General features: G+C 64.7%; 19 protein-coding genes and 3 pseudogenes. 15 read left to right on the top strand and 7 right to left on the bottom strand.

Translation table 11 applies throughout. The features are described 5' to 3' along the window. Positions 1–7 precede the first annotated feature (7 nt). From C0V82_RS25205 to C0V82_RS25190, 4 genes are all read left to right on the top strand, one after another. On the top strand, positions 8–1,009 hold the full coding sequence (locus tag C0V82_RS25205) for a DUF2891 domain-containing protein (RefSeq protein ID WP_102115222.1): 1,002 nt from the start codon (positions 8–10) through the stop codon (positions 1,007–1,009). Between the two features lie 62 nt (positions 1,010–1,071). Then, positions 1,072–1,308, top strand: coding sequence for a type II toxin-antitoxin system CcdA family antitoxin (locus C0V82_RS25200; protein ID WP_158660211.1), 237 nt, complete (start codon positions 1,072–1,074; stop codon positions 1,306–1,308). Beyond that, the gene (locus tag C0V82_RS25195; RefSeq protein WP_102115220.1) at positions 1,308–1,625 is read left to right on the top strand and encodes a CcdB family protein; all 318 of its coding nucleotides are present in this window, start codon (positions 1,308–1,310) and stop codon (positions 1,623–1,625) included. Before C0V82_RS25200 ends, C0V82_RS25195 begins: the two co-directional genes overlap by 1 nt. Positions 1,626–1,751: 126 nt before the next feature. After that, positions 1,752–2,324 (top strand): 3TM-type holin, encoded by a 573-nt coding sequence (locus C0V82_RS25190; RefSeq protein ID WP_102115219.1) that lies wholly within the window; start codon positions 1,752–1,754, stop codon positions 2,322–2,324. A gap of 45 nt (positions 2,325–2,369) precedes the next feature. On the opposite strand, the gene C0V82_RS25185 is transcribed toward C0V82_RS25190, so the two are convergent. Genes C0V82_RS25185 through C0V82_RS25175 form a run of 3 tightly spaced genes read right to left on the bottom strand, consistent with a single transcriptional unit; the run spans position 2,370 to position 5,313 of the window. Continuing rightward, positions 2,370–3,377 carry a CmpA/NrtA family ABC transporter substrate-binding protein gene (locus C0V82_RS25185; RefSeq protein ID WP_102115218.1) on the bottom strand — a complete coding sequence of 336 codons (1,008 nt, stop codon included), beginning with the start codon at positions 3,375–3,377 and terminating at the stop codon, positions 2,370–2,372. A gap of 2 nt (positions 3,378–3,379) precedes the next feature. Continuing rightward, positions 3,380–3,967, bottom strand: coding sequence for an ANTAR domain-containing response regulator (locus tag C0V82_RS25180; protein ID WP_102115217.1), 588 nt, complete (start codon positions 3,965–3,967; stop codon positions 3,380–3,382). A 17-nt stretch (positions 3,968–3,984) separates the two neighbouring features. Further along, the gene (locus C0V82_RS25175; RefSeq protein ID WP_102115216.1) at positions 3,985–5,313 is read right to left on the bottom strand and encodes an MFS transporter; all 1,329 of its coding nucleotides are present in this window, start codon (positions 5,311–5,313) and stop codon (positions 3,985–3,987) included. A 530-nt stretch (positions 5,314–5,843) separates the two neighbouring features. Here C0V82_RS25175 and nirB point away from each other — a divergent pair. From nirB to cysG, 4 genes are all read left to right on the top strand, one after another. After that, on the top strand, positions 5,844–8,318 hold the full coding sequence (gene nirB / locus C0V82_RS25170; RefSeq protein WP_188595159.1) for a nitrite reductase large subunit NirB: 2,475 nt from the start codon (positions 5,844–5,846) through the stop codon (positions 8,316–8,318). 6 nt (positions 8,319–8,324) lie between these two features. Then, positions 8,325–8,648 carry a nitrite reductase small subunit NirD gene (gene nirD, locus C0V82_RS25165; RefSeq protein WP_054167791.1) on the top strand — a complete coding sequence of 108 codons (324 nt, stop codon included), beginning with the start codon at positions 8,325–8,327 and terminating at the stop codon, positions 8,646–8,648. A 166-nt stretch (positions 8,649–8,814) separates the two neighbouring features. Next, positions 8,815–11,460: a nitrate reductase gene (locus tag C0V82_RS25160; protein ID WP_102115214.1), complete on the top strand. Its 2,646-nt coding sequence runs from the start codon at positions 8,815–8,817 to the stop codon at positions 11,458–11,460. Next, positions 11,435–12,898: a siroheme synthase CysG gene (gene cysG, locus C0V82_RS25155; protein ID WP_102115213.1), complete on the top strand. Its 1,464-nt coding sequence runs from the start codon at positions 11,435–11,437 to the stop codon at positions 12,896–12,898. The genes C0V82_RS25160 and cysG overlap by 26 nt, the downstream gene beginning before the upstream one ends. A gap of 73 nt (positions 12,899–12,971) precedes the next feature. Here cysG and C0V82_RS25150 read toward each other — a convergent pair whose 3' ends face one another. Next, entirely contained in the window at positions 12,972–14,444 is a 1,473-nt protein-coding gene (locus C0V82_RS25150) for an NAD-dependent succinate-semialdehyde dehydrogenase (RefSeq protein ID WP_102115365.1), read from the bottom strand. A 698-nt stretch (positions 14,445–15,142) separates the two neighbouring features. On the opposite strand from C0V82_RS25150, the gene C0V82_RS25145 reads away from it, so the two are divergent. Continuing rightward, positions 15,143–16,213 (top strand): replication initiation protein, encoded by a 1,071-nt coding sequence (locus C0V82_RS25145; protein WP_158660210.1) that lies wholly within the window; start codon positions 15,143–15,145, stop codon positions 16,211–16,213. 197 nt (positions 16,214–16,410) lie between these two features. Next, positions 16,411–16,782 (top strand): hypothetical protein, encoded by a 372-nt coding sequence (locus C0V82_RS25140; RefSeq protein ID WP_102115211.1) that lies wholly within the window; start codon positions 16,411–16,413, stop codon positions 16,780–16,782. A 31-nt stretch (positions 16,783–16,813) separates the two neighbouring features. Here C0V82_RS25140 and C0V82_RS25135 read toward each other — a convergent pair whose 3' ends face one another. Continuing rightward, the gene (locus C0V82_RS25135) at positions 16,814–18,955 is read right to left on the bottom strand and encodes an alpha-galactosidase (RefSeq protein WP_102115210.1); all 2,142 of its coding nucleotides are present in this window, start codon (positions 18,953–18,955) and stop codon (positions 16,814–16,816) included. Between the two features lie 123 nt (positions 18,956–19,078). Here C0V82_RS25135 and C0V82_RS25130 point away from each other — a divergent pair, with 123 nt between their 5' ends. From C0V82_RS25130 to C0V82_RS25110, 5 genes and pseudogenes are all read left to right on the top strand, one after another. Beyond that, the gene (locus C0V82_RS25130) at positions 19,079–21,043 is read left to right on the top strand and encodes a beta-galactosidase (protein ID WP_102115209.1); all 1,965 of its coding nucleotides are present in this window, start codon (positions 19,079–19,081) and stop codon (positions 21,041–21,043) included. Further along, positions 21,040–22,446, top strand: a complete 1,407-nt coding sequence (locus C0V82_RS25125) for an alpha/beta hydrolase family protein (protein WP_102115208.1) — start codon at positions 21,040–21,042, stop codon at positions 22,444–22,446. The genes C0V82_RS25130 and C0V82_RS25125 overlap by 4 nt, the downstream gene beginning before the upstream one ends. A 30-nt stretch (positions 22,447–22,476) precedes the next feature. Then, positions 22,477–23,902: pseudogene (locus tag C0V82_RS25120) on the top strand (SLC5 family protein). A gap of 160 nt (positions 23,903–24,062) precedes the next feature. After that, positions 24,063–24,393: pseudogene (locus tag C0V82_RS28030) on the top strand (type II toxin-antitoxin system RelE/ParE family toxin). Beyond that, positions 24,390–24,716, top strand: a complete 327-nt coding sequence (locus C0V82_RS25110; RefSeq protein WP_102115207.1) for a helix-turn-helix domain-containing transcriptional regulator — start codon at positions 24,390–24,392, stop codon at positions 24,714–24,716. The pseudogene C0V82_RS28030 and the gene C0V82_RS25110 overlap by 4 nt, the downstream one beginning before the upstream one ends. A gap of 15 nt (positions 24,717–24,731) precedes the next feature. Here C0V82_RS25110 and C0V82_RS28025 read toward each other — a convergent pair whose 3' ends face one another. Next, a complete protein-coding gene (locus tag C0V82_RS28025; RefSeq protein WP_425438295.1) occupies positions 24,732–25,013 on the bottom strand; it encodes an SMP-30/gluconolactonase/LRE family protein in 282 nt (93 codons plus the stop codon). Between the two features lie 4 nt (positions 25,014–25,017). Beyond that, positions 25,018–25,496 (bottom strand): annotated as a pseudogene (locus C0V82_RS28020) (SMP-30/gluconolactonase/LRE family protein). Positions 25,497–25,554 lie beyond the last annotated feature (58 nt).

Raw genomic sequence — 25,554 nt, 5'->3', positions numbered from 1 at the left:
GGGACCAATGCTGGATCAAGCCCTGGCAGAGAAGTTCGCGGCCCTGGCCCTGGGCCATGTGACCCGCGAATATCCCAACAAGCTGGATCATGTCCTGGCCGGACCCGATGATGTCGGCGACCCGCGCGGCCTCCACCCGGTTTTCTATGGCAGTTACGACTGGCATTCCTGCGTCCATGGCTACTGGCTGCTGGCCCGCCTGCGCCGGCTGTTCCCCGACTTGGGCGCGGGTGCCGCCATCAAGGCGCTGTTCGATGCCCATCTGACAGCGGTGAAGATCGCGGGCGAGCGGGATTACCTGACCCGGCCCACGGCACGCGGGTTTGAACGGCCCTATGGCTGGGGCTGGCTGCTGGCCCTGGCCGCCGAACTGAACCGTGCGGAAGACGATGACGGGCGGCGATGGGCGGCGGCCCTGGCCCCGCTGGCCGGGGATTTTGCCGACAGGTTCAAGGCGTTCCTGCCGCTGGCCACATATCCGGTGCGGGCCGGCACCCATGGTAACACGGCCTTCGCCCTGACCCTGGCGCTGGATTACGCCGATCTGGTGGGCGACAAGGCCCTGGCCGACCTGTGCCGCGACCGGGCGCGGGTCTGGCATGGCGGCGACCGCGATGCGCAGGCCTGGGAACCGTCGCAGGATGATTTCCTGTCCCCCACCCTGATGGTGGCGGAACTGATGCGCCATGCGCTGCCAGCGGGTGAGTATGCCCCCTGGCTGTCATCCTTCCTGCCGCGCGTCGCGACGGGAGAGCCCGCCACCCTGTTCCAGCCCGCCACCCCCAGCGACCGGACGGACGGCAAGATCGCGCATCTGGACGGGTTGAACCTGTCGCGCGCCTGGTGCTGGCGCGCCATCGCCCCCGCCCTGCCCGACGACGCGCGGGGATGGGCGGAGCAAGCGGCGGCGGCTCACCTGACCGCCAGCCTGCCGCATGTGGCCGGCGATTATATGGGCGAACATTGGCTGGCCACCTTCGCCCTGCTGGCCCTGACGGGGCATGCATAGGGATCGCCAAGGGTGATAGATTGATGCTATCCTGCGCATGATTTGGCAGAAGGATGCGCAGGATGAGCAGCGCTACCGCTCTAAAACGCCCCGTGAACCTATCTTTGACAGCGCGGAACGTGGCCTTGGCAAAGGACCTGGGGATTAACCTGTCCGACGTGGCCGACCGCGCCATTGCCGACGCTGTAGCACGTGGCGAGAGAGCGAAGCTTCAGACCCGCATGGACGAGGAAATGGAGCGCTACAACGCCTGGTCTGCGCAGGGTATCTCGGTTGCCGACGAATATGGCACGCTCTGATGCCGCAGTTCGATGTTCATACGAACAACGGGCGGTCTAAGAATCTGTTTCCTTATTTTGTCATTGTGCAAGCTGGACTTCTGCGCCGCTGGGAACGGCGTATCGTGGTTCCGCTTTCTCCCGACCCTGGCTTTTCCCGCGACCTTACCATGGCACCTATCGTCATGATTGAGGGCGCGCCGTTACATTTCCAAGCCCTTGAGATCACCAACATTCCCCAGTCGTCCCTGGGCCGTCTTGTCGGCAACGTCGCCAACCATGGCGACATTATGATCCGCGCCCTGGATCAGGTTCTGGCACGCGGATATCCAGACTGATCATCCCTTGGTAAAATGACTTTATTCCTATAATCTCATTTCCCACACCCACCCGGAATCCCGGCAAAGGCGGTGGCGGCCCTGATCGGCTGCCACCGCCTTTGTGCATTTGAAGGATCGAAATCCATGCTGAACAAGCTGTTACAGGCGCTGGTCGGCGGCGGGGCGCAGGCATTGGCCGGTGCCATCACGCCCTTTACTGGCGACAAAACCCAGGACGAGACCAGCCGCCATGCTGAGATGCTGGCCCGGTTTCAGCAGTTCGGGGCCGAATTCGCCGACCGCCAGGGCCGCACATGGTGGGACAGTTTCATCGATGGGCTGAACCGTCTGCCCCGGCCAGCCATGGCGTTGGGAGTGATCGGCATATTCGTCTGGGCATCCGCCGATCCTGTGGGCTTTGCGGCGGCGGCGCAGGCCTGGGCCCTGATCCCCGATGAAATGTGGGTGGTGCTGGGGGCCATCATCGCCTTTTTCTTCGGCGACCGCACCCTGCTGTCGGCCCGCCGCGCCAAGGGACCCAGCCTGGAGCAGGTGCAGGCCGTCCTGGCGACACAGGCACAGATGGCGGCGGCAAAGCCCCCCGCCCCCCTGGAGCCGAACCGATACAAGGCAGAAATGGCCGATGCCGGCACCCCCCTGTCGGAGGAGGCCATCCGCGAGTGGAACCGCCGCAATGGCGCAGGCACCAAGGGCTGATGCATGTCACGGCATGAACTGCCGCGGCTCCTGCCCGGATCGGCGTTACACCATCGCCGCATCATAAAGATCAGACCGCCAGACCGCCGCCGCCAGACCCGCACCCCGGTCCACCGACACTTCCAACTGTCCCGCCGCCGCCATCTCTGCCAGCAGCCGGCCCACATCCGCCGGATCGGGGCGGTTACGGTTGGGGGCGGGCATGGCCCCGGCCAGGGTCTCCGCAATCAGATCCGCCGCCAGACCGACATGGCGCGGTTCGGCCAGCAGCCGGGCCAGATCGCCGCGGTTGGCCGGATCGGCGCACCAGTCGGCGGCCTTTACCACAGCCCGGATCAGGGCGGATGTGCGGGCGGGGTCGGCATCGGCCCAATCGGCGCGCAGGCCCAGCACCTTTTCCAACCCATCGGGCCTGATATCGGCCTTGGTCACCACCACCTTGCCCACCCCACGCTGTACGGCGCGCAGGTTCCAGGGTTCGCCCGCGCAATAACCGTCGATCCAGCCGGCGGCCAGGCTTTCCACCATGCGCGGCGGGGCGATGACGCCGATATTCACTTCCGACCGGCCATCGATCCCGCCATCGGCCAGCCATTTCAGCAGCTCGTAATGGTGGCAGGAGAAATGGAAGACGGTGACGAAGGACAGAAACGGCTTGCCCGCCGCGCGGTCGGCATCGATGACGGGCCGCAGGGCGCGGGCGCGCAGGGCGGGCGGCCCCGCCATCACCTCGGGTGCCGCCGCCACCATGCGTTCGTAAAGCTCCATGGACAGGGTGATGGCATTATTGGCCAACCCCAGGGACACGGGCACCACCAGCGGCGTGGCCGGCACCCCGGCAATGCCCTGATGAATGGCCAGCGCCAGGGGCGCCAGGATATGCGCCCCCTCCACCCGTCCGAAGGCCAGCTTATCGCGCAGCGCCGCCCAGGACGGCGCACGGTCCAGCATCAGGTCGATCCCTTCCGCCGCCGCGAAGCCACCTTCCGCCGCCGCGACGGGAATGGCGCAATCCACCAGGGGCGCGAAGCCCAGCTTGACGATCTCGGCCATTCTTAAATCTCCATCTCGAAGGCGGTGATCACGCTCTGCGCGATGTCGGACAATTTGCGGTTCTGCTTCATGGCGGTGCGGCGCATCAGGGTATAGGCATCCTCCTCCGACAGGCCGCGATGCTTCATCAGAAGGCCCTTGGCCTTCTCCACCTGTTTTCGATCCTGCAACTTGGACTGCGCCTCGTCCCGTTCGCGGCGCAGCCGGTCAAAGGCGTTGAAGCGGGTGATGGCCGTTTCCACAATCGGCTTGATCCGGTCCTGACGCAGCCCATCGACGACATAGGCGCTGACCCCCGCCTCAATGGCGGCATGGATCATCTGGCTGTCGCTTTGATCCACGAACATGGCGATGGGCCGCTGCACCACGCGGCTGACCTGGAACATCTGTTCCAGCGTGTCACGGTCGGGGTTCTCCAGATCGATGATGATGACATCGGGGGCCAGCGCCTGGATGCGGGCCAGCAGATTGACCGAGGGGCCGATCGTGCTGACCCGGACCCAGCCGGATTCCACCAGCCCGCGCTCCACCACCGAAGCGCGGTCGGGATTGCCGTCAATGATCAGGATATTGGGTTCAGGATTGGCCATGCTTTTGTCCGTTGCCCTCACTCCGCCGGGACGGGAACCACGCCCCTTACCTCTGCCACCGCACCCTCATTGAACCGGATCAGCAGGGTCGGCAGCGACGCCAGGGTCACCGCGACACCCAGATACATCAGACCTTGCTGATAGGTGATGCCTTCCGCCTTGAACAGAAAGCCGGCGGCCACCGCCCCCATATTGCCGCCCGCCCCGACAATGCCCGACACGGACCCCAGCGCCTTGCGGTTCACGAAGGGCACGATGCCGAAGGTGGCACCGCAGCCCATCTGCACGAACAGCGAAAAGAACAGCATGGCCGTGACCGCTACCCACAGGACTGTCATCTGCGAGAACAGCAGCAGCGCCAGCCCTTCGGCGAACAGCACCAGGAACAGCAACCGCACGCGCGCCTGCAAGCCCGCCTGTCCTGCCCAGCGGTCGGAGAGCCAACCGCCCAGGGTGCGGGCGAACAGGCTCATCGATCCGAACAGGCCCGCGATGATGCCGGCGGTGGCGAGGTCCAGCTTGAAAGTATCGAAGAAATAGATGGCCGCAATATTGTGCAGGGTCAGTTCCACGCCAAAGCAGGCACCATAAGCGATGAACAAGGCCCAGACGCGGATATCGGACAGGGCCGTCAGAAACCCGCCTCTGCCCTTCCCTCCATCCTTGCCCCCATTGGCGAGCGGCAGGCGGCCAGCTTCGCGCAGTTCTTTGAAATCCCCGTCCGGGCAATCCTGCGTAAAGCGCCAATAGGCAAGGGCCGCCACCAGCAGCACCAGACCCGGCACCACCATGGCCAGCCGCCAGGCATGGGTCTTGTCCACGCCTAAGAACAGGATGCCGGTCAGGACCAGGGGCATCACCATCTGCGTGATGCCGCCACCCAGATTGCCCCACCCCGCCGTGGTGGCATTGGCCGTGCCCACGACATTGGGCGCGAACATCACCGAGGTATGATATTGGGTGATGACGAAGGCGGCACCAATGGCACCGATGGCAAGGCGCGCCAGCAGGAACGTCTCGTAACTGTCGGCCAGACCCACGCACATGACGGGGATCGCGCCGAAGGCCAGCAGGCCCGTATAGGTGCGGCGCGGCCCGAACCGGTCGCACATCGGCCCGATGATCAGGCGCACGGCAACCGTGATGGCAACCGACGCAATCATGATATTGCCGATCTGCCCCTTGGTCAGGCCCAGATCATCGCGCACCACGGCCATCAGCGGGGCGATGCCGAACCAGCCGAAGAAACACAGGAAGAAGGCGAACCAGGTCATGTGAAAGGCCCGCATCTGCACGCTTTTCAGCGTGAACAGGTCGATGCGTGTGGCCTTGTTGCGGATATCCATCGTTAAAGCCCTTGTCGTCCGGGCCGCTTGCCCGTTCCCGGTCGACGGCCATGCGTTGCGGTGAAGATGCTTTCTCCACCCCTGCCTGGTCGTCCGCCGTTGGACGATGGAATATCCCTGCCTCGGGACGAGCCTTATTCAGCAATGGCCGTGCCAGTGGGCGCAGGCACGGGATTCCGTGACTTTGCGCGGTCGCGTCGCTTCGCAACTGCACAAAAATGCATCACGGTTTGGGCGCTGCCTGAAATTTTAGCAACATGGTGGTCCACTTGGTTCGCCGCAAGACCCCAGAATCCTGCGATTCCAACAGGTTGCCGCCTTGGCACGCCATTCGCAAATGGAGAAGCGGCGCAAGGCGATGCAGCGTTGCGACGGCCCTTCCAGACGGGAGGGCAGATATAGGGGTCCAAGGCCGGGCCCCACCGGATAATGGCGTCCGAACGTGTAACTGTCCCCAGGCGGGGGGCGATGCACGGTCGGGCGCCTTTTTTATTGCGCATTTTTTGCGCAAGAGATGGATGGAGCCAGACATGACCCCCTTCTCCGCCCCCCCGGCCACCAGTTCACGCCCCCGGCTGGTCGTTATCGGCAATGGCATGGCCGGCATCCGCGCCGTCGAAGAATTGCTGGAACGCGCGCCCGACCTTTACGACATCACGGTGTTCGGCGCGGAGCCGCGCGTGAATTATAACCGCATCATGCTGTCGCCCCTGCTGTCGGGGGAGAAGACCTTTGACCAGATCGTGATCAATGATCTGGACTGGTATCTGAAGAACCATATCAAGCTGCATGCCGGCGACCCGGTGGAGGAGATCGACCGCGATGATCAGGTTGTGATCACCAAGTCGGGCCTGTCCGTCCCCTATGACCGGCTGCTGATCGCCACCGGCTCCATGCCCATCGTCATCCCCATCCCCGGCGCGCGGTTGCCCGGCGTTGTCACCTTCCGCGATGTCGACGATGTCGATGCCATGCTGGCCGCCAGCGCCAAGGGCGGCAAGGCCGTGGTCATCGGTGGTGGGTTGCTGGGTCTGGAAGCCGCCGTCGGCCTGAAGGCGCGAGGCATGGAAGTGACCGTCCTGCACTTGGCAGGCCACTTGATGGAACGGCAGCTGGACGCATCCGCCGGGCATCTGTTGGCCAAGGAGCTGGAGCGGCGGGGCCTGACGGTCCTGACCAGTGCCGATACCGCCGCCATCCTGGGTGATGCCCATGTGACGGGCGTGGCGCTGAAGGACGGCACAAACCTTCCCGCCGATCTGGTGGTGATGGCCGTCGGCATCCGTCCCGACACGCGTCTGGCCGCCGCTGCCGGTCTGGAAGTCGGGCGCGGTATCATGGTCGATGACCATATGGTGACCAACGACCCCGCCATCAGTGCCGTCGGTGAATGCGTACAGCATCGCGGGGCCTGCTACGGGCTGGTGCAGCCGCTGTTTGAGATGGCGAAGGTCCTGGCCGATCATCTGGCCGGCAAGCAGGCGGCGGGCTATCCCGGCTCCGTCACCTCCACCAAGCTGAAGGTGACGGGCGTCGATGTCTTCTCCGCCGGCGATTTCAGCGGCGGGCCGGGGACGGAAGACATCGTGTTCCGCGATGCCGGACGCGGCGTCTATAAGCGCATCGTGCTGCAGGATGGCCGCATCAAGGGGGCCGTCATGTATGGCGACACCGCCGATGGGGCGTGGTACTTCCAGCTTCTGAAGGCGGGGGAGGATGTCAGCGGGTTGCGCGACACGCTGATCTTCGGCCAGGGTTTCGCATCCCGGGAAGGCGGTGCCGCAAACCCTACCGCCGCCGTTGCGGCGCTGCCTGATACGGCGGAAATCTGCGGCTGCAACGGCGTCTGCAAGGGCACCATCGTCAAGGCCATCAGCGAAAAGGGCCTGACGACCCTGGATCAGGTGAAAGCCACCACCAAGGCATCGGCCTCCTGCGGGTCCTGTACCGGGTTGGTGGAGGGGCTGCTGGCCCACGCGCTGGGCGGGGCGTATGAGGCGGCGGGGGTCAAGCCGATCTGCAAATGCAGCGACCATGACCATGATACGATCCGCCGCCTGATCCGCGTACAGGAACTGAAATCCATCCCCGCCGTCATGCAGGCGTTGGAATGGAAGACGCCTGATGGCTGCCACACCTGCCGTCCGGCGCTGAACTATTACCTGCTCGCCACCTGGCCCGGTGAATATGTCGATCATGGGGCCAGCCGCTTCGTGAATGAGCGGGTTCACGCCAACATTCAGAAGGACGGCACCTATTCCGTCGTGCCGCGCATGTGGGGCGGGCTGACCAATGCCAAGGAACTGCGCGCCATCGCCGATGTGGTGGACAAGTTTGATATCCCCACCGTGAAAGTGACGGGGGGTCAGCGCATCGACCTTCTGGGTGTGAAGAAGGAAGATTTGCCTGCCGTCTGGGCTGACCTGAACGGGGCCGGGATGGTGTCGGGCCATGCCTATGGCAAGGCGCTGCGCACCGTGAAGACCTGTGTCGGGTCGGAATGGTGCCGGTTCGGCACGCAGAAATCCATGGAGGTCGGGGTCAATCTGGAACGGATGACCTGGGGTTCCTGGACCCCGCACAAGTTCAAGATGGCGGTGTCCGGCTGCCCCCGCAACTGCGCGGAAGCCACCATCAAGGATTTCGGCGTCATCGCCACCGATGGCGGCTTCGACCTGCTGGTCGGCGGCAATGGCGGCATCAAGCTGCGCGGCACCGACCTTCTGACCAAGGTGACCACGGAAGAAGAGGTGCAGGAATATTGCGGTGCCTTCATGCAGCTCTACCGCGAAGAGGCGCATTACCTGGAACGCACCGCCCCCTGGATTGAGCGTGTGGGCCTGGATTTCGTGAAGACCCGCGTGGTTGACGATGCCGACAACCGCCGCGCCCTGCATGCCCGGTTCCTGGCCAGCCAGCGCCATGCCCAGGTCGATCCCTGGGCTGAACGGGCACCCGGTGCCCCCGCTGCCCGTGATTTCCAAACCCTTGCCACCGTGGAGTGAGCCGCCATGCACCGCCCGCTTGAATGGAAGGATATCGGCCCCCTCACGGACATTCCGGTCCAGGGTGCCCGCCGTGTGGACCATCGGGAAGGCCGCATCGCGGTGTTCCGCACCATCGACGATCAGGTCTTCGCCCTGCGTGATGAATGCCCGCACAAGAAGGGGCCCTTGTCAGAAGGCATCGTGCATGGCCATGCCGTGACCTGCCCCCTGCATAACTGGGTTATCGACCTTGCCACCGGCTTTGCCCAGGGACCCGACGAAGGCTGCACGGGCCGTATCCCCGCGCGGCTGGTCGATGGGCGGGTGGAGCTGGGGCTGGTGGTCTGAACAACTCTGGCGCGCAACTTTCGTCATCCCGGCGAAAGCCGGGACCCAGGGGCCAAAAGCCCGACCTTTACACCCTGTTCATGGACGCTGCCGAGAGGCCTGAGCCTGGGGCCTCTGGGTCCCGGCTTTCGCCGGGATGACGAGAAAAGCGTTCGGAGGAGCCCCCATGTCCACCACCGAAATCCGCACCACCTGCCCCTATTGCGGTGTCGGCTGCGGGCTGGTTGTCAGCCGGGCGCGGGATGGCTGGGTGGTGGGGGGTGATCCCGACCACCCGGCCAACAAGGGCCGCCTCTGTTCCAAGGGGGCGGCCCTGATCGACACGGTCAATGCCGAGGCTTCGGGTGATGTCCGCCTTCTGTACCCGGAAGTGGCGGGCCAGCGCGTCACCTGGGACAAGGCGATTGCAGAGGTGGCGGGCCGGCTGTCCGCGACCCTGGCCGAACATGGCCCCGACGCCATCGCCTTCTATGTCTCCGGTCAGCTACTGACGGAGGATTATTATGTCGCCAACAAGCTGCTGAAGGGTTTCATCGGCAGCCCGCATATCGACACCAATTCCCGGCTCTGCATGGCCTCCACCGTCGCCGGCCATAAACGCGCCTTCGGGGCCGATGTGGTGCCGGCCTGTTATGAGGATCTGGAGATTGCCGATCTGGTCATCCTGGTCGGGTCGAACCTCGCCTGGTGTCACCCCGTCCTGGCACAGCGCCTGCGCACCGCCAAGCGCGACCGGGGCACGCGCGTCGTCCTGATCGACCCGCGCGGCACGGCCAGTTCCGATCTGGCCGATCTGCATCTGGCCTTGAAGCCGGGCAGCGATGTCGCCCTGTTCAACGGTCTGCTGGCGCATCTGGACAGCGCCGATGCCATCGACCGCGCCTATGTGTTGCGCCATGTCACGGGGCTGGAGGCGGCATTGGAAACCGCCCGTGAGGATGCGGGCGATGTTGCACAGACATGCGGCCTGGACCCCGCCGACATCGCCACCTTCTATGACTGGTTCACCACCACCCCGCGTACCGTGACGGTGTTCAGCCAGGGGGTGAACCAGTCGTCACGCGGCACCGACAAGGTCAACGCCATCATCAATTGTCACCTCGCCACGGGCCGGGTGGGCAAGCCGGGTTCCAGCCCCTTCTCCGTCACCGGGCAGCCCAATGCCATGGGCGGGCGCGAGGTTGGCGGCCTTGCCAATCAGCTGGCCGCCCATATGAACCCCGATGACCCGGCGGATGTGGATCGATTGCGCCGCTTCTGGAACGCGCCGGCGCTGAAGGGCGGGCAGGGGCTGAAGGCTGTGGACATGTTCCGCGCCATCCGGGAAGGCCGCATCAAGGCCCTGTGGATCATGGCCACCAACCCGGCAGTCAGCCTGCCGGAAGCGACCCTTGTCCGCGAGGCCCTGAAAATCTGCCCCACAATCATCGTGTCCGACATTGTCGGCAGCACCGACAGCCTGGATTACGCCCATATCCGCCTGCCGGCCCTGGGCTGGGGCGAGAAGGACGGCACCGTCACCAATTCCGAACGCCGCATTTCCCGCCAACGCCCGTTCCGCGCGGGGCCAGGAGAGGCCAGGGCCGATTGGTGGATCATGTCGAAGGTGGCCGCTGTCATGGGTTATGGCGCCGCCTTTGCCTGGCGCACCGCCGGCGAGATTTTCCGCGAACATGCCATCCTGTCCGGGTTTGAGAATGATGGCTTACGCGCCTTCGACATCGCGACCTGGGGCCGCAAGCGCGAAGCCGATTATGCCGCTATGCAGCCCTTCCAATGGCCGATGCCGGCGGGTGCCACACGCGGGACGGAGCGGATGTATGCCGATGGCCGCTTCACCCACACCAATGGCCGCGCCCGCATGCTGGCGGTGCGGCACATCCCGCCCGTCGAACGTGCCTCCCTGCGCTTCCCCCTGATCGCCAATACGGGGCGGTATCGGGATCAATGGCACACGATGACGCGCACGGGCCTGTCCGCCCGCCTGTCGGCCCATCGCCCGGAACCGCTGCTGGAAATCCACCCGAGCGACGCCCAGACCGCCGACCTTCTGGAGGGCGAGCTGGCCCGCGTCATCAGCTTGCAGGGGGAGGCGGTGCTGCGCGTGGCGATCACCGACGCACAGCGCCCCGGACAGGTCTTTATCCCCATGCACTGGTCCGACACGCTGTCGGCCAGGGGCGGGATCGGTCGCCTGATCGCGCCGCATACCGACCCGGTATCGGGACAGCCGGAAAGCAAGCATGTGCCTGTGCGGGTGGAACGGTTCATCACCGCCTGGGCCGGTCTGTTCTTCACCACCCGCCAGCACGACCTGTCCGCCATCCCCTATTGGGTGCGGCAGGAGGCGGGGGCCTGTCGGATTTATGAACTGGCCGGGGATGACGCCCCTGCCCTGTCCGGCCTGTCGGATTGCGAGGTTTTGGACTTCACCGACCCCGCGCGGGACATCACGCGCCGGGCCTGGGTGAAGGAGGGAAAGCTGGTCGCCGCCCTGTTCCTGGCCCCCGAACGGCCGGAGATTTCGCGCGATTGGCTGTCGGCCCTGTTCGCCAAGCCCACCCTGACGCCGCTGGACCGCGCCCGCCTGCTGGCGGGTCGCGCGCCAGAGACCGAGGCGGCGGATGATGGCCCCATCGTCTGTTCCTGCCACGCGGTGGGCCGCAACCGCATCATGAAGACCGCCGCCTCACGCCCGGCCTGTTCTGTTGCCGATATCGGCAAATTGACCGGGGCCGGCACCGGCTGCGGTTCCTGCCTTCCCGAGATCAAGGAGATCCTGCGCCATGCTGCACCTGTCGTCGCGGCCTGATCCGGCAAGCCCCATGCCCTATTTCCCCGTGTTCCTCGACCTGCGGGGCCGATCCGTCCTGCTGGCCGGCGGCGGCGATGCGGCGGCGTCCAAGGCCCGCCTGCTGGCCCGCGCCGGGGCGGATATCCTGCTTCTGGCTAGGGAAGTGGGGGAGGAGATGCTGGAGCTGCTGGAAGGCGGGGTGATCCGGCGGCGGGAGACGGAATTCCGACCGGAATTGCTGGACGGGGCCGTCATCGCCATCGACGGATCGGGCGACCCCGACCTGACCGACCGTATCCGCTCTGCCGCATTCACCCGCAACGTCCCCGTCAATGTCGTGGATGTGCCCGAACAGTGTGATTTCACGGTGCCGGCCATCCTGGACCGCTCACCCGTCATCGTTGCTGTCTCCACCGGCGGCGGTGCCCCGGCGCTCTCCCGCAATATCCGGCAACGGCTGGAGGCGGCGATCCCCGCCGGCTATGCCGGTTTGGCGCGGGCGGCACAGCGGGCACGGGCCAGCGTGCGCGACGCCCTGTCCACCACCCGCGACCGGCAGCGTTTCTGGGACCGCGTCCTGTCCGGCACCCTGGCCGACCGGTTGATGACGATGGAGGAGGACGGGGCCGTGGAGGAGATCATGGCTGAACTGAAGCACTTCATCGCCGGCGGGCGGGATGAGGGCGGGGCCGTGACCCTGGTCGGTGCCGGTCCCGGCGATCCGGGCCTGCTGACCCTGAGTGCGGCCCGCGCCATCGGGTCCGCCGATATCATCCTGCATGACGCGTTGGTGCCTGACAGCATCCTGGCGCTGGCGCGGCGGGAAACGCGGCTGGTGTCGGTGGGCAAACGCGCAGGCTGCCGCTCCGTCCCGCAGGAATTCACCAACCGCCTGATGGCCACCTGCGCCAGGAAGGGGCTGCGCGTGGTGCGGTTGAAGGGCGGCGACCCCTTCATCTTTGGCCGCGCCGGCGAAGAAGCGGAATTCCTGCGCGGCCAGGGCGTGGCGGTGACCGTGATCCCCGGTATCACGGCAGCGATGGGGGCGGCGGCACAGCTGGGCCTGCCGCTGACCCATCGCGGCGTGGCGCGGTCCATGCGCGTCGTCACCGCCCATTGCCGGACCTCTGGTGAAACAGAGTCCATCGACTGGACGAAGCTGGCCGATCCCGGAACCACGCTGGCGCTGTATATGGGCCGTGATCGGCTGGGCGATATTGCTTCCAGCCTGATCAAGGCGGGCCTGCCGCCCGACACGCCCGCCGCCCTGATCGCCAATGCCTGCCGCCCCGACGCGGAGGTGCGGTTCGCAACCATCGCTGCCCTGCCCCACGCCCCTGCCCTGACCAACCCCGGCGCGCCGTCGCTGATCCTGGTGGGGGATGCGGTGGCGCATGCGCCGGGGTGGGCAGTGGAGAACGCGACCAATGTTCCGCGGATTACGGCTTACGCCTAATCCGCGCTACGGGAGATGCGCCAGCGTAGCGCGGATTAGCGAAGCGTAATCCGCGGAACATCCCCGCCGCCCCTCAGCCCACGGCCATGGAGATATATTTCACCTCCAGATACTCATCCAGGCCCAGGCTGCTGCCTTCCCGGCCCAGGCCGGACTGCTTGACGCCACCGAAAGGCGCGATCTCGGTGGAGATCAGGCCCTCATTCACACCGACCATGCCGCTTTCCAAACCTTCGGCCACACGCCAGATCCGGCCCAGGTCGCGGCTGTAGAAATAGGCGGCAAGCCCGAATTCGGTATCGTTGGCCAGACGCAGCACCTCCTCCTCACCCCGGAAGCGCTGAATGGCGGCGACGGGGCCGAAGATTTCCTCATGCGCGATGCGCATGTCGCCGGTGATGCCGGTCAGGATCGTCGGCTCATAGAAGCAGCCGCCCAGTTCATGACGCTTGCCGCCCGTGACCAAGGTCGCCCCCTTCTCCAGGGCGTCAGCCACCAGCTCTTCCACCTTCTCCACGGCGGCCTTATTGATCAGCGGGCCCTGGTTGACGCCCAGGTCACAGCCATTGCCGACCTTCAGCTTGCCAACTTCCTCTGTCAGCTTGGCGACAAAGGCATCATGGATGCCGTCTTCGACAAACAGGCGGTTGGCGCACACACAGGTCTGGCCGGAGTTGCGGTACTTGGACGCCATGGCACCGGCCACCGCCGGCCCCAGATCAGCATCATCGAACACGATGAAGGGCGCATTGCCGCCCAGTTCCAGTGACAGGCGCTTGACCGTCGGCGCACTCTGCGCCATCAGCAACCGGCCCACACGGGTGGAGCCGGTGAAGCTGATCTTCCGCACGACAGGCGAGGCGGTCAGCGCGCCACCGATGGCCACCGGATCGCCCGTAACAATGTTGATCACGCCCGCCGGAATGCCCGCCCGCTCGGCCAGCACCGCCAGCGCCAGCGCCGACAGGGGTGTGGCCTCTGCCGGCTTCAGCACGACCGTACAGCCCGCCGCAAGGGCCGGCCCCAGCTTGCGCGTGATCATGGCATTGGGGAAGTTCCAGGGGGTGATGGCCCCGACCACGCCCACCGGCTGCTTGATGGTGATCAGGCGCGACCCGCGCTTATGCGTGGGGATGACATCGCCATAGGACCGGCGGGCCTCTTCCGCAAACCAGCGGATGAAGCTGGCGCCATAGATGATTTCGCCCTTCGCCTCGGCGAGCGACTTGCCCTGCTCCAGGGTCAGCAGCAGGGCCAGATCATCGGCGGCGTCCAGCATCAGATCGTGCCAGCCCATCAGCAGCTTTGCCCGTTCCTGCGCTGTCAGGACCCGCCAGGACGGCAGGGCGGCGGCGGCGGCATCGATGGCGCGGCCCGTCTCCGCCGCCCCCATCATGGGCACCTGTGCCAGCAGGACACCCGTGGCCGGGTTGCGCACATCCAGCAACCCGCCGGCATCGGCACCCACCCAGGCCCCGCCGATCACACCCTTGGTGCGCAGCAGGTCGGTATCGGAAAGCCCCATCGGGTGCTGCATCTGGTCCATCTCTCTCACCTTATGCCTGTTTTTCTGTTTTCCGCAGGTGCCGGTTCCATCCCCGGCTTCACAACCCAAGCTGGGCAAAGTTTGCGGTTCCGCCAAGCCCGGGCAGGTCATGGCCGGATTGCCGGCCACGCGGGCCTTCATCGCCCCACCGATTCCACCCGTTGAAAAGGTCCGGGTAAACCCATCACCCCCGTTTGGAATGTCCGGTGAATGCGCCTCAGCATTCACATCAGGCTTCTCAGGGGCGTTGAAGAAGTCCGGTGAACCCGTTGAAAAAGTCCGCTGAATCCGAATCACAAGCCTTTGATTCGCGCCACTTTCGCCGCCCCCGTTGGGATTGTCCGGTAAAAGCCGGAAGCGGCGGGCCGTTGATAAGGTCCGGATAAGCGTAGGAAAAGTCCGGTAGCGCGGCATAAAGCGCTGATATCAAAGGGCACCGTTGAAAAGGTCCGGGTTCGTGTCCGGGGGGCGTTGGGAACCTCCCTCTGAAACGTTGTGAAAGTCCGGGGGAGCGTTGAATTTGTCCGGGTAAACCCAACAACCCTTTGAAAAACCGTCATGATCCGGCCCTAGGAACTTTAGGAATCTAGGAATTAAGGAAAGCAGGGCTTTTCAACGGACATTTTCAACGGACTCAATTCTTTTCATCTGGTCCGGGTTATGCCTAACTGCCCTCACTGGAAACGGGGGCAGGTTTCGTGTCGGAACCATCACTATCGATTGTGGCGACGCAGACCGCCCGCCGCAAGAAATTGAGTGGGACCTTGATCAAGGCCACCGCCCTTGTGGAGGTGCGGGCGACCGGCAATGAGGATCTGCGCCTTTCTGATCGCAAGCTGTTCAACCATCTGCTGGCCATCGCCGCTCCCAATATCGGCAAGACAACCCGCCATAACACGCATCTATCGGACATCCGGCGCTTTGCCGCAGAGGCGCGGGACGCCGCGTCGCATGGCGACACCAACTTCTGGCTCAAGGAAAGTCTGACCCGGTTGCAGAAGGTCTTGGTGCAATATGATGTGCTGGGGTCCGATGGCCGCACCTGGGTGTCGGACCATCTGCTGGGCCGCGTCACCATCAATGAGGTGACGGGCGAACTTACCTTCGAATTCCCGGAGGAGGTGGCGCAGCGGTTGGTGGAGCCGGCGCTGTATTCGGCCCTGTCCTTGTCGGTGATCTATCAGTTCACCAGCAAATATGCCCTCACCCTCTATGAAATCCTGAAGCGCTACGCCGACCGCAAGGCGACGGAGCCGTACTGGAGCGCCAAGATCGATGAGGTGCGCGACGTTCTGGGCTGCCGTGACAAGCTGAAAGATTTCAAGGACCTGCGCAAAAAGGCCCTCGACCCCGCCATCCAGGAGATCAACGAACTGGCCGAGTTCAGCGTCGAGATGGACGAGGTCCGGCAAGGGCGCGGCGGGAATGGCGGGCGCGTCGTGGGGCTGGTTTTCCGGGTGCGGGGCAAGGATGTGGGCGAGCTGGAAAAGGCCGTGAAGACCGCTGCCAAGCCCAAGGTCCAACGCCAGGGCGAAGCGGCGGAAAAGATGGCCGCCGCTGCCGAGGCCCGGCAGATCAAGCAGCGCAGCGTCATCGCGGCCCTGCGCTGGCTGGAGGCCGCCGACTTCAACACCCGCAAGGCCTGGGCCGAACGGGCGGCACAGCTGGGCGTCACCCTGCCCGCCGCCGCCACCGCCCCCACCAACCTGAAGAAATGGGTGCCCACCATCGCTGATACGGTGGTGGCGGAGGAAAAGCTGCAGGTTTGATCCCGGCATATCATGCCCGACACTCTTTAATCGGACTTTTTCAACGCCCGTCCGATGAACGATATAGGAATTAATTCTTGACGACGCACTGTCCCTGACGGAAGCTGATGTTATCAATCGACCCATTGGGCCCTGGCTGCATTGGCATGCCGGGGCCTTTTCTTTTCATCTGGTTTCAAACAGCAAGGGCATGAAGGATGGCGGATTTGCTTTCAACCGACGCGCTGACCGGCGGGGGTTTGGCGCTGGCGGCGGCGGGGGCCGTGGCGGGTCTGCGGTGGCTGGCCGCGTCCAAGGCGAAACAGTTGGATGGGCTGCCCACGCTGATGCATCAGATACAGATGGAGCTGGTGCGTATAACGGCCCGCTTGGACCGGGCGGAGGCCGATATCGCCAATGACAAGGCGGGCCGGCGCGCCTTCGCGGCGGTGGAGATGATGGTCAGCAAAATCTCCTCCGACATCGGCCACCTTGCTGCCGACCTTCAGAAACTCTCGGATCGGCATGAAAAGGGCGGTCAGGAAATCTGGGCCGCCATCGACCGGCTGCGGGAGGGGGGCGGATCGTAATTGTGCCCTCCCTCCTCTTGGCTTTTGGCCCTCAGATCGGCGGGGATACGCGCACCAGCTCCAGGATCATGGCGGATTGCGGGTGCAGGCGGGGAAGCTGCGGGCCGGCATTGATCAGGGTGGAACCGGTGAAGATGGCGCCGTCGCGCAAGGCGCTGAACAGGGGTGATTTCTGGGCGACGTCGGGCCAGATCAGGCGCAGGCGATAATGGGCGTCCGGGTCCAGACCGGCCAGGCGCAGGCGACCGGGGAAGTAGCCAGCCTGTTCGCTGAGCAGCGTGTAGCTGTACAGTGCCCGTGACCCGTCAGGGGCGATGATGCCGAATGCTTCTTCATTGGCGGGCCGGTCCAGACGGATCAGGCGGCCTTCATGCAGCAGCGGGCGGTACTGCTTGTGCAGGGCAATGCCGGCGGACAGTTCGGTGCGTTCAGTGTCGGTGAGGCCCAGCAGGTCCACCTCCAGCCCCATATGGAAGAACAGGGCGGTCGCCACGCGGGTGGCCATGGCGACGCGGCGGCCCGTAATATGGCAATCGGTGGGGCCGACATGCGACCCGATCAGTTCCGGTGGCAGGAAGGTGGAGAGGCCGCGCTGAATCGTCAGCCGATCCAGCGCATCATTGCTGTCGGACGCCCAGACGCGGTCGGTCAGCGCCAGCACGCCCAGGTCGGCGCGGCCGCCACCGGCCGAACAGCTTTCAATCTCCACCCCCGGATAGGCATCGCGCAGGCGGCGCAGCAGGGCGTAAAGCCCCTGCACATGTGCATGCGCGGCGGCCTGACCATCGGCCCCGCCGGGATGGCTGATATCGCGGTTCATATCCCATTTCAGGTAGGAGATGGGGTAGTCGCGCAGCAACGCATCCAGCCGCGCAAACAGATAGTCCTGCACATCGGCGCGGCTGGCATCCAGGACCAGCTGATTGCGGAAGATCAGTTGCGGGGCCGGCGGCGTGCCCAGCACCCAATCAGGATGGGCGCGGTACAGGTCGCTGTCGGGATTGACCATTTCCGGCTCGACCCACAGGCCGAATTCCATGCCGCGTTCGCGGACCCGCGCCACAATCGGATGCAACCCCTCGGGATAGATCGCTTCATCGACATACCAGTCGCCAAGCCCCGCGCGGTCATTGCGCCGGCCCTTGAACCAGCCATCATCCAGAACGAACCGTTCCACGCCAACCGCTGCGGCTTCATCCACCAGTTTCAGCAGCAAGGCCGGGTCATGGTCGAAATAGACGGCTTCCCAGGTATTATAATGCACGGGCCGCGGCTTGGCGCGTAGGCGGGCATGGTCGGGCCGGTCGCGCACATGATCGTGGAAACAGGCGGAAATGCCGTTGCGCCCCGTCGCGGAGCAGGCGGCGTAAAGGGTGGGTGTGCGATAGGTGGTGCCTTCCGCCAGACGCATTTCGCCAGGCATGAACAATTCACCCATCTGCACATAGGCGCGGCCATCGGACAAGGTATCGGCGTAAAGACGATGGTTACCGCTCCACCCCAGATGCAGGGCGTACACATCGCCCGCCTGATCCCCTGCCCCGGCCGCTTGTGCCAGGATACCCGGATAGGCATCGTGCGATGTGCGGCCCCGGCGGTTTTCCTTCACCACGGCACCCATCACGCGGGCCTGGGTCCGTTGGCGGTATTCCCCGGCCCACCGCCCTTCAAACGTGACCCAATCCGCCATATCGGGCGGCAGCGGCAGGACAGGGGCCGACAGCCATTCCACATCCAGCAGGCCCGGCCCGTCATTGCGGATCTGGGTCCAGCCGGTCAGCATACCATGGCGGTCCAGGCGCAGATGATGGGTCAGGGTCAGGGCGTTGGCATCATCGACACTGTCAATTTCCACGCTGGCCCCATCCGGCCGGCGAACCCCGGAGATGCGCGTATAGCTCGCCCACCGCCGCCCGTCGCCATGGGCCAGAAGACCGGGGCGGCCCGGAAAGCCCTGCCCAGCCAGCGGTGTCAAGGCCAAGGGTGCCGCCACCAGGGGCGAACAGGGCGCATCTTCGCGTGCGGCCAGCAGGTCCAGCATGGAACCATCGGCCCCCGCATCCAGCCCCGGTCCCCAATACAGCGCCACCGGCGACGGCCCACGGCAATCCAGGACAAGCGAGACGTTGCCGCCATCCAGGCGTACAAAATCAGGGACGCTGACGGGCGACATGCGCGGAACCTTTCAGGGCTTTTTCGTTCTCCGTTGAACGCGCCCCTTTTATCGTATAAATAATATTAGCACAAGAGACCCAGCCCACCCTGTGGGACGGGCGGCGAGGAGACGGACCTTATCATGCTGGGCGTTTGCTACTATCCCGAACATTGGCCGGAAGAATGGTGGGCCGATGATGCGCGGCGTATGAAGGACCTGGGCCTGACCTATGTCCGCGTCGGCGAATTCGCCTGGTCGCGGTATGAGCCGGAGCCGGGTGTCTATGATTTCGGCTGGTATGACCGCGCGCTTGATACGTTGGGCAAGGCCGGGCTGAAGGTGGTGGCCTGCACGCCCACCGCGACGCCGCCGAAATGGCTGATTGATCGGTATCCCGACATCCTGCCCGTGGACCCGATCACGGGCCATGTGCGCGGGTTCGGGTCGCGCCGGCATTATGATTTCTCGTCAGAGACCTATCTGCGCGAAAGCATCCGTATCACTACGGCCCTGGCCGAACGGTATGGCAAGCATGATGCCATCGTCGGCTGGCAGACCGATAACGAGATTGCCTGCCACGACACGGCCCTGTCGGCCTCCCCCGCCGCGCGCCGCGCGTTTCAGGATTGGTGCCGGACCAAGTATGGCGATATCGCCACCTTGAACAAGGCCTGGGGCAATATCTTCTGGTCCATGGAATATCGGTCGTTTGAGGAGATCGAGGTTCCCTTCCTGGCCGTGACAGAAACCAGCCCGGCCCACCGCATGGCCTTCCGCCGCTTCACGTCGGACCGGGTGGCGCTGTATCACAAGGCGCAGGTGGATATTCTGCGCGCCCATTCGCCGGGCCGCTTCATTACCCATAATTTCATTCCGCCCACCGATACCGGCATCGACAATTACACCATGTGCCGGGATTTGGATTTTGCCAGCTTCGACAATTACCCGCTGGGCCGCACCGATGTCTGGATGGCCAAGCGCCCGGCGTCGGAATTCCGGCCCTATATGCGCACGGGCCATCCCGATTACTGCACCTTCCTGTTTGACCAGACGCGCAGCCTGGCCGGCGGCAAGTTCTGGATCATGGAACAGCAGCCGGGTCCGGTGAACTGGGCCGGGCACAACCCGCGCCCCCTGCCCGGCATGATCCGGCTGTGGACGCTGGAGGCGTTCGCGCATGGGGCCGAAGTGGTCAGTTACTTCCGCTGGCGTCAGGCCCCGTTCGCCCAGGAACAGATGCATGCCGGCCTTCTGCGCCCCGACTGCACCCCGTCGGAGGCCTGGCCGGAGGTGGAGCAGGCCCTGCGCGAATTGAAGGCCCTGAATCTGCCGCCGGTGCCGGGTGCCGAGGCCCGCGTTGCGATCCTGTATGATCACGAGGCGCAATGGCTGGGCGAGACGGAAAGGCAGGCCGAAAGCTACAGCCATCCCGACATCATGGTGAACTGGTACATGGCGGCCCGCCGCCTGGGCCTGGATGTCGATTTCATTCCTGCCGATGGCGATCCCGACGGCTATGACATCGTCCTGATCCCCGGTCTGGCCATGCCGGATGCCGCCACGGTCAAGCGGCTGGGTGACAGCGGGGCCTTGCTGCTGTTTGCGGCGCGGTCGGGGGCCAAGGCCAAGGATGTGAACCTGCCGCAGGGCCTGCCGCCCGGAGAGTTGCGCCAGTTGCTGCCCATTCGCGTCAATGCGGTCGGCACGGCCCGGCCCGATTGCCCGGAAGAAATGGTCTGGCGCAACCACACCTATCAGGCGTTCACGTGGTTTGAAGCGCTGGAACTGCTGGGTGAGGCAGAGGTACAGGCAACGCTGGCCGATGGTTCGCCGGCCCTGGTGCGCAAGGATAACGCGCTCTACATGGCGACCCTGCCGGAACAGGATTTCATCGCCGACCTGCTGGAAACGCTGTGCGCCGAACGTGGTGTGCCCACTGTGCGCCTGCCCGATGATCTGCGCATCCGTCGGCGCGGCGACCTGACCTTTGCCTTCAACTATGCCGCTGTGGCGCGCGAGGCCCCGGCCCCCGCCAATGCCCAATTCCTGTTGGGCAGCCGCAACGTGGGCCCGCGTGATCTGGCCGTGTGGCGGGTGCCGTCATGAGGCGGGTGGGAAGGGCTGTCGCCCTGATCCTGGCCCTGGCCGTCGCGGCCGGGGCCGGCTGGTACCTGTCGCCCAAACCGGCGGCCCCGCTGGCCCCGCCCTTTGCGGCGTCGGCCCTGTCCGATGCGCCGGCACTGGCCGCCCGTGGCCCTCACAAGGTGGGGGTGATGGACGTTTCGCTGATCAACCCGGATCAGCCCAACCTGCTGGGCATCAACCCCGTCACGCGCAGCATTCCGCGCGCCGACCGGAAACTGGACCTGCTGGTCTGGTATCCGGCCAGCCTGTCACCGGGGCAGGAAGAAAAGACGCAGTACAGTTTCACGACCCCCGTCGTGGCCGATATCCCCACCGGCAACCTGCCCCCCACCCTGTCGGTGGACGGGCGCGCGGCGCGCGATGCCACACCCGACCGGCAGGGCGGTCCCTGGCCGCTGGTGGTGTTCAGCCATGGATTCCGGAATTTCGCCGCCGGCTATACCCAGATGGCGGAAAACCTGGCCTCCAAAGGCTATGTCGTGGTGTCCATCGAACATCGCGATGCCGAGACGGGGCCGCTGATGCCGCTGGAACTGTCGTTCGGCAACACGGTGGCCACGCGCGCCGCCGATCAGCGTTTTGTCATTGCCGAACTGTCGCGCCGTGCCGGTGCGGCGGGCGACCCGCTGTCGGGTCTGCTGGACCCCACCCGCATCGGCCTGATGGGCTATTCCATGGGCGGGTTCGGCGCGCTGGTCACCATGGGCGCGGGGTTTGACCCCAAGGGGCCGCTTTACCCGCTGGTGCCCGGTGGCCTGCTGGACAAGGATGTGGCTGGCAGCGACAGTTTGCGCGCCGCCATACCTGCGGGTGTGAAGGCGCTGGTGGCCTTTGCCCCCTGGGGTGGTGGCAGCCGCTTGCGCGCCTGGTCGCCCGAAGGGCTGGCGGCGGTCACGGTACCGTCGCTGTTCATCGTGGGGGATCAGGATGATGTGTCGGGCTTTGCCGATGGGGTGAAATGGGTGCATGACCAGATGACGGGCAGCGACCGCCGCCTGCTCATCTATCAAGGCGCGCGCCATAATGTGGCGGGCGACCCGACCCCGCCGCAACTGTCCCATTATTTCCAGTTCGTGGAACGGTATGAAGAACCGGTGTGGCGGCGTGACCGTATCCTGGCCATCAATACCCATTTCATCACCGCCTTCCTGGACACGCATCTGAAGGGCTCGGCCAATGCCGGCGCCTATTTGCAGGTCCCAACCCCGAAGGCCGGTGACGGCGTATGGAATGCGGACAAGCCGGTGGGTGCTGCCATGGCCGTGCCAGCCGATCCCGCGACAGCAGGCTATTGGCCCGGCTTCCAGCGCCGCTGGGCATTGGGCCTGGAAATGCACCATACCGCCGCAACAACGGCACAGTGACTCAATAAAAACCGAGAAGGATGGGAGGATATGCAATTACCCTTGCTCCAGGTGGCCATCGCGGCGGCCCTGACGGCGCTGGTCGCCGGGTTGACCGTGTGGAAATGCCGCCGCGCCAGCGTACACAGCACCGACGCCCACCAGGAATATTTCCTGGCGGGCCGAGGGTTGAGCTGGTTCTTCATCGCCGGCTCCATCACCATCACCAACCTGTCCACCGAACAGCTGGTGGGCATGAATGGCAATCAGATGGCATTGCTGGCCTGGTGGGAACTGGCGGCCGTGGTGGGGCTGGGTATCCTGGCCCTGGTCTTCCTGCCCATCTATTACCGCTATAACTGCACCACCACCACCGAGCTTCTGGAAAAGAAGTACGGGGCGAAGTCGATCCGCAGCCTGATTGGCGGGCTGTTCACCTTCGCCAACGTCTTCATTTCCATGCCCATCATGCTGTACAGCAGCGCCTTGTTCCTGAAGAGCATGTTCGGTCTGCAGGTACCGTTGCTGGGTCATCGCCATTATCCTGGCGATGGCGGGGTCGCTGTTCGCCATTCTGGGGGGGCTGCGCGCCGTGGCGGTGGCCGACACCTATTCCGGCGTGTTGCTGCTGACCATGGGCACGGCCATCGTGTTCCTGGCCCTGGCGGCCATCAACTGGGATTTCAGCGGCATTCCGGCGGAACGCCTGACCATGATCGGCGGCAATGACAGCCCCATTCCATGGCATACGCTGCTGACCGGCATGATCTTCATCCAGATCTTCTATTGGTCCACCAACCAGACCATCACCCAGCGCGCCATGGCCGCCCCTACCCTGCGTGAGGCGCAGAAGGGCGTGCTGGCCGCCGCCACGGTGCGGTTCCTGATCATCCCGCCCATGGTGGTGCTGCCGGGTATCGTGTCGTACAAACTGTATGGCGATATCAATGATGCGGCCTATGGCACCATCGCCGGTGCCGTCTTGCCGGAATTCCTGACCGGCATCTTCGCAGCCGCCCTGGTCACCGCCGTGCTGGCCATTTCGCCAGCGTGCTGAACAGCACGGCGACGCTGTATGTCTGCGATATCCACGAAAAATACTTCAATCCCAACCCCAATGTGCCCCGGCTGGGCGGCATGGTCAGCGCCATTTTCGTGGTCATCGCCATCCTGCTGGTGGCCCGTCTATTCGGATGCGGAAAGCATCATCAATCTGGTGCAGCAATTGAATGGCCTGACGTCGATGCCGATCCTGTCGGCCTTCATCGTCGGCCTGCTGTTCCGCAATGTCGATGCGCGGGCGGCGGTGCTGGGTGTCCTGTTCGGTGTGGGGCTGTATGCCATCTTCACCTTCGTGTGGACGCCGCTGCATTACATCCACCTGATGTTCATCACCCTGTGGCTGACCGTTGGCTTCGCACTGACGGTCAACCGCGTGGTGTTCGGGCGCAAGGCGACCTTTATCCTTTCACGGTGAGGCGGGGTTGGGGCTTATGTGAAAGGGGGGCCGAAAAGCCCCCTTTTTCGTTTTGGAGTTGTAACAAAGATGCGGATCAATAGGCTGAAACAGGTGGGCTGGAGGGAGCTGGTCGTGGCGGTTACAGAGAAAGCTTGACTGGTAATCTATAGGATACCATATGAAATCCATCAAAGAATATCGGCGAGCAGATGGTACCAGCCCGTTCGGACAGTGGTTTGATGGCTTCATCCCGTTGCGGCGGCTAAGGTCGTGACAGCGAAATCCAAGCTTGCAGAACGGGATAGGGGACATAAAGCCGGTTGGCGAAGGTGTTTTGGAGATCAGGATCGACTGGGGTCCGGGATACCGGGTGTATTTTGGTCAAGATGGTCTGACGCTGGTGATCCTGTTGGGCCGGGGGTGACAAAAGCACCCAAGAACAGGACATCAAAGACGCCAAGGCCTGCTGGGATGACTACAAGCAGCGAAAAAACAGGAGCAAGCGATGAGTCTGACACGCGAATTCAAAGACACGGTAAAGGCCCGCGCCGACCGCGATCCCGCGTTTCGTCAGGCACTGGTCGCTGAAGCTGTGAGCTGTCTTGTGGAGGGGGACATTGCGACGATGAAGGTCCTTCTGCGTGACTATATCAACGCAACTGACGGTTTCGAGGCTGTTGCCAAGGTTGCAGGAAAGTCCGTCAAGGGCTTGATGCGCTCACTGGGTCCCGGCGGAAACCCCCAGCTCGACACGCTGGCACCCATCATCTCCTATGCCGCCAAGCGCGAGAATATCGGGGGCTTCGCGGCTATCGCTGTGCATGCGGGATGATCCCTCACCCCACCCTCACCGGCGGCAGCACCCGTCCCGGCACCTCCACGCGGAAGCTGAACAAGCCACCGGCCAGGGCTGTGCCGCCAGTTCCGCAGCACTCAGTCCGGCGCGGGCCGTGGTGACATAGGCGGTGCGCAGGTCGGGGCCGCCCAAGGCCAGCTTGGTGACATTGGCGCAGGGAAGCCTTACCTCTGTTACCAGCGTGCCGTCGGGGGCAAAGCGGCGGGCGCAGCCACCGGCCCAGAAGCCGACCCAGAGATGATCCTGGGCGTCCACGACCACACCGTCGGGCAGGCCTTCATCCCGCTGAAGGTGCGAAACGGCACGCCGCCGAACAGGGTGGTTGCCCCACCCCTGATATCGAAGCGCCAGATGGTGCGGGCCAGGCTGTCGACATGGTAAAGGGTCCTGCCATCGCCGCTGATGGCAGGACCGTTGGTGACGATGCGGCTGCGCCCGCCTCCGTGATGGTTCCCCCGTCATAGACGCGCACCTGGCCCGTGGGCGTGGATTCCAGATCGTCCATGGTCCCGAACCACAGGCGGCCCGCGGCATCGACCGTGGCGTCATTGGTACGGTCGGTAGCGACCATGCCGGGATGCGGGCCAGTTCCGTCACTGCGTCCCGCCGCCAATGCAGCAGCCGGTCACGATTGCCAATGACCAGCCCGCCCTGATCGGACGGCAGGGCGAAGCTGGGATTGCCGCCGATCTCAAAACTCTCCCGCGCACCGGTTTCCGGCGTCAGGGAATGCAGCCGGCCACCCTTGATATCCACGAACCAGAGCCGCCGTGCCTGCGCATCCCAGACGGGACCTTCACCAGTGTGGTCGCCA

It is taken from the genome of Niveispirillum cyanobacteriorum, from assembly GCF_002868735.1.
Lineage (GTDB): Bacteria > Pseudomonadota > Alphaproteobacteria > Azospirillales > Azospirillaceae > Niveispirillum > Niveispirillum cyanobacteriorum.
Note: the sequence above shows the minus strand (reverse complement) of the source record. Positions and strands in the feature narration are given on the sequence as shown.

Excerpts from the sequence above, each read along its gene's own strand:
- C0V82_RS25205 (WP_102115222.1), top strand. The coding sequence starts at position 8 with ATGCTGGATCAAGCCCTGGCAGAGAAGTTCGCGGCCCTGGCCCTGGGC.
- C0V82_RS25200 (WP_158660211.1), top strand. The coding sequence starts at position 1,072 with ATGAGCAGCGCTACCGCTCTAAAACGCCCCGTGAACCTATCTTTGACA.
- C0V82_RS25195 (WP_102115220.1), top strand. The coding sequence starts at position 1,308 with ATGCCGCAGTTCGATGTTCATACGAACAACGGGCGGTCTAAGAATCTG.
- C0V82_RS25190 (WP_102115219.1), top strand. The coding sequence starts at position 1,752 with ATGCTGAACAAGCTGTTACAGGCGCTGGTCGGCGGCGGGGCGCAGGCA.
- C0V82_RS25185 (WP_102115218.1), bottom strand. The coding sequence starts at position 3,377 with ATGGCCGAGATCGTCAAGCTGGGCTTCGCGCCCCTGGTGGATTGCGCC.
- C0V82_RS25180 (WP_102115217.1), bottom strand. The coding sequence starts at position 3,967 with ATGGCCAATCCTGAACCCAATATCCTGATCATTGACGGCAATCCCGAC.
- C0V82_RS25175 (WP_102115216.1), bottom strand. The coding sequence starts at position 5,313 with ATGGATATCCGCAACAAGGCCACACGCATCGACCTGTTCACGCTGAAA.
- nirB (WP_188595159.1), top strand. The coding sequence starts at position 5,844 with ATGACCCCCTTCTCCGCCCCCCCGGCCACCAGTTCACGCCCCCGGCTG.
- nirD (WP_054167791.1), top strand. The coding sequence starts at position 8,325 with ATGCACCGCCCGCTTGAATGGAAGGATATCGGCCCCCTCACGGACATT.
- C0V82_RS25160 (WP_102115214.1), top strand. The coding sequence starts at position 8,815 with ATGTCCACCACCGAAATCCGCACCACCTGCCCCTATTGCGGTGTCGGC.
- cysG (WP_102115213.1), top strand. The coding sequence starts at position 11,435 with ATGCTGCACCTGTCGTCGCGGCCTGATCCGGCAAGCCCCATGCCCTAT.
- C0V82_RS25150 (WP_102115365.1), bottom strand. The coding sequence starts at position 14,444 with ATGGACCAGATGCAGCACCCGATGGGGCTTTCCGATACCGACCTGCTG.
- C0V82_RS25140 (WP_102115211.1), top strand. The coding sequence starts at position 16,411 with ATGGCGGATTTGCTTTCAACCGACGCGCTGACCGGCGGGGGTTTGGCG.
- C0V82_RS25135 (WP_102115210.1), bottom strand. The coding sequence starts at position 18,955 with ATGTCGCCCGTCAGCGTCCCTGATTTTGTACGCCTGGATGGCGGCAAC.
- C0V82_RS25130 (WP_102115209.1), top strand. The coding sequence starts at position 19,079 with ATGCTGGGCGTTTGCTACTATCCCGAACATTGGCCGGAAGAATGGTGG.
- C0V82_RS25125 (WP_102115208.1), top strand. The coding sequence starts at position 21,040 with ATGAGGCGGGTGGGAAGGGCTGTCGCCCTGATCCTGGCCCTGGCCGTC.
- C0V82_RS25110 (WP_102115207.1), top strand. The coding sequence starts at position 24,390 with ATGAGTCTGACACGCGAATTCAAAGACACGGTAAAGGCCCGCGCCGAC.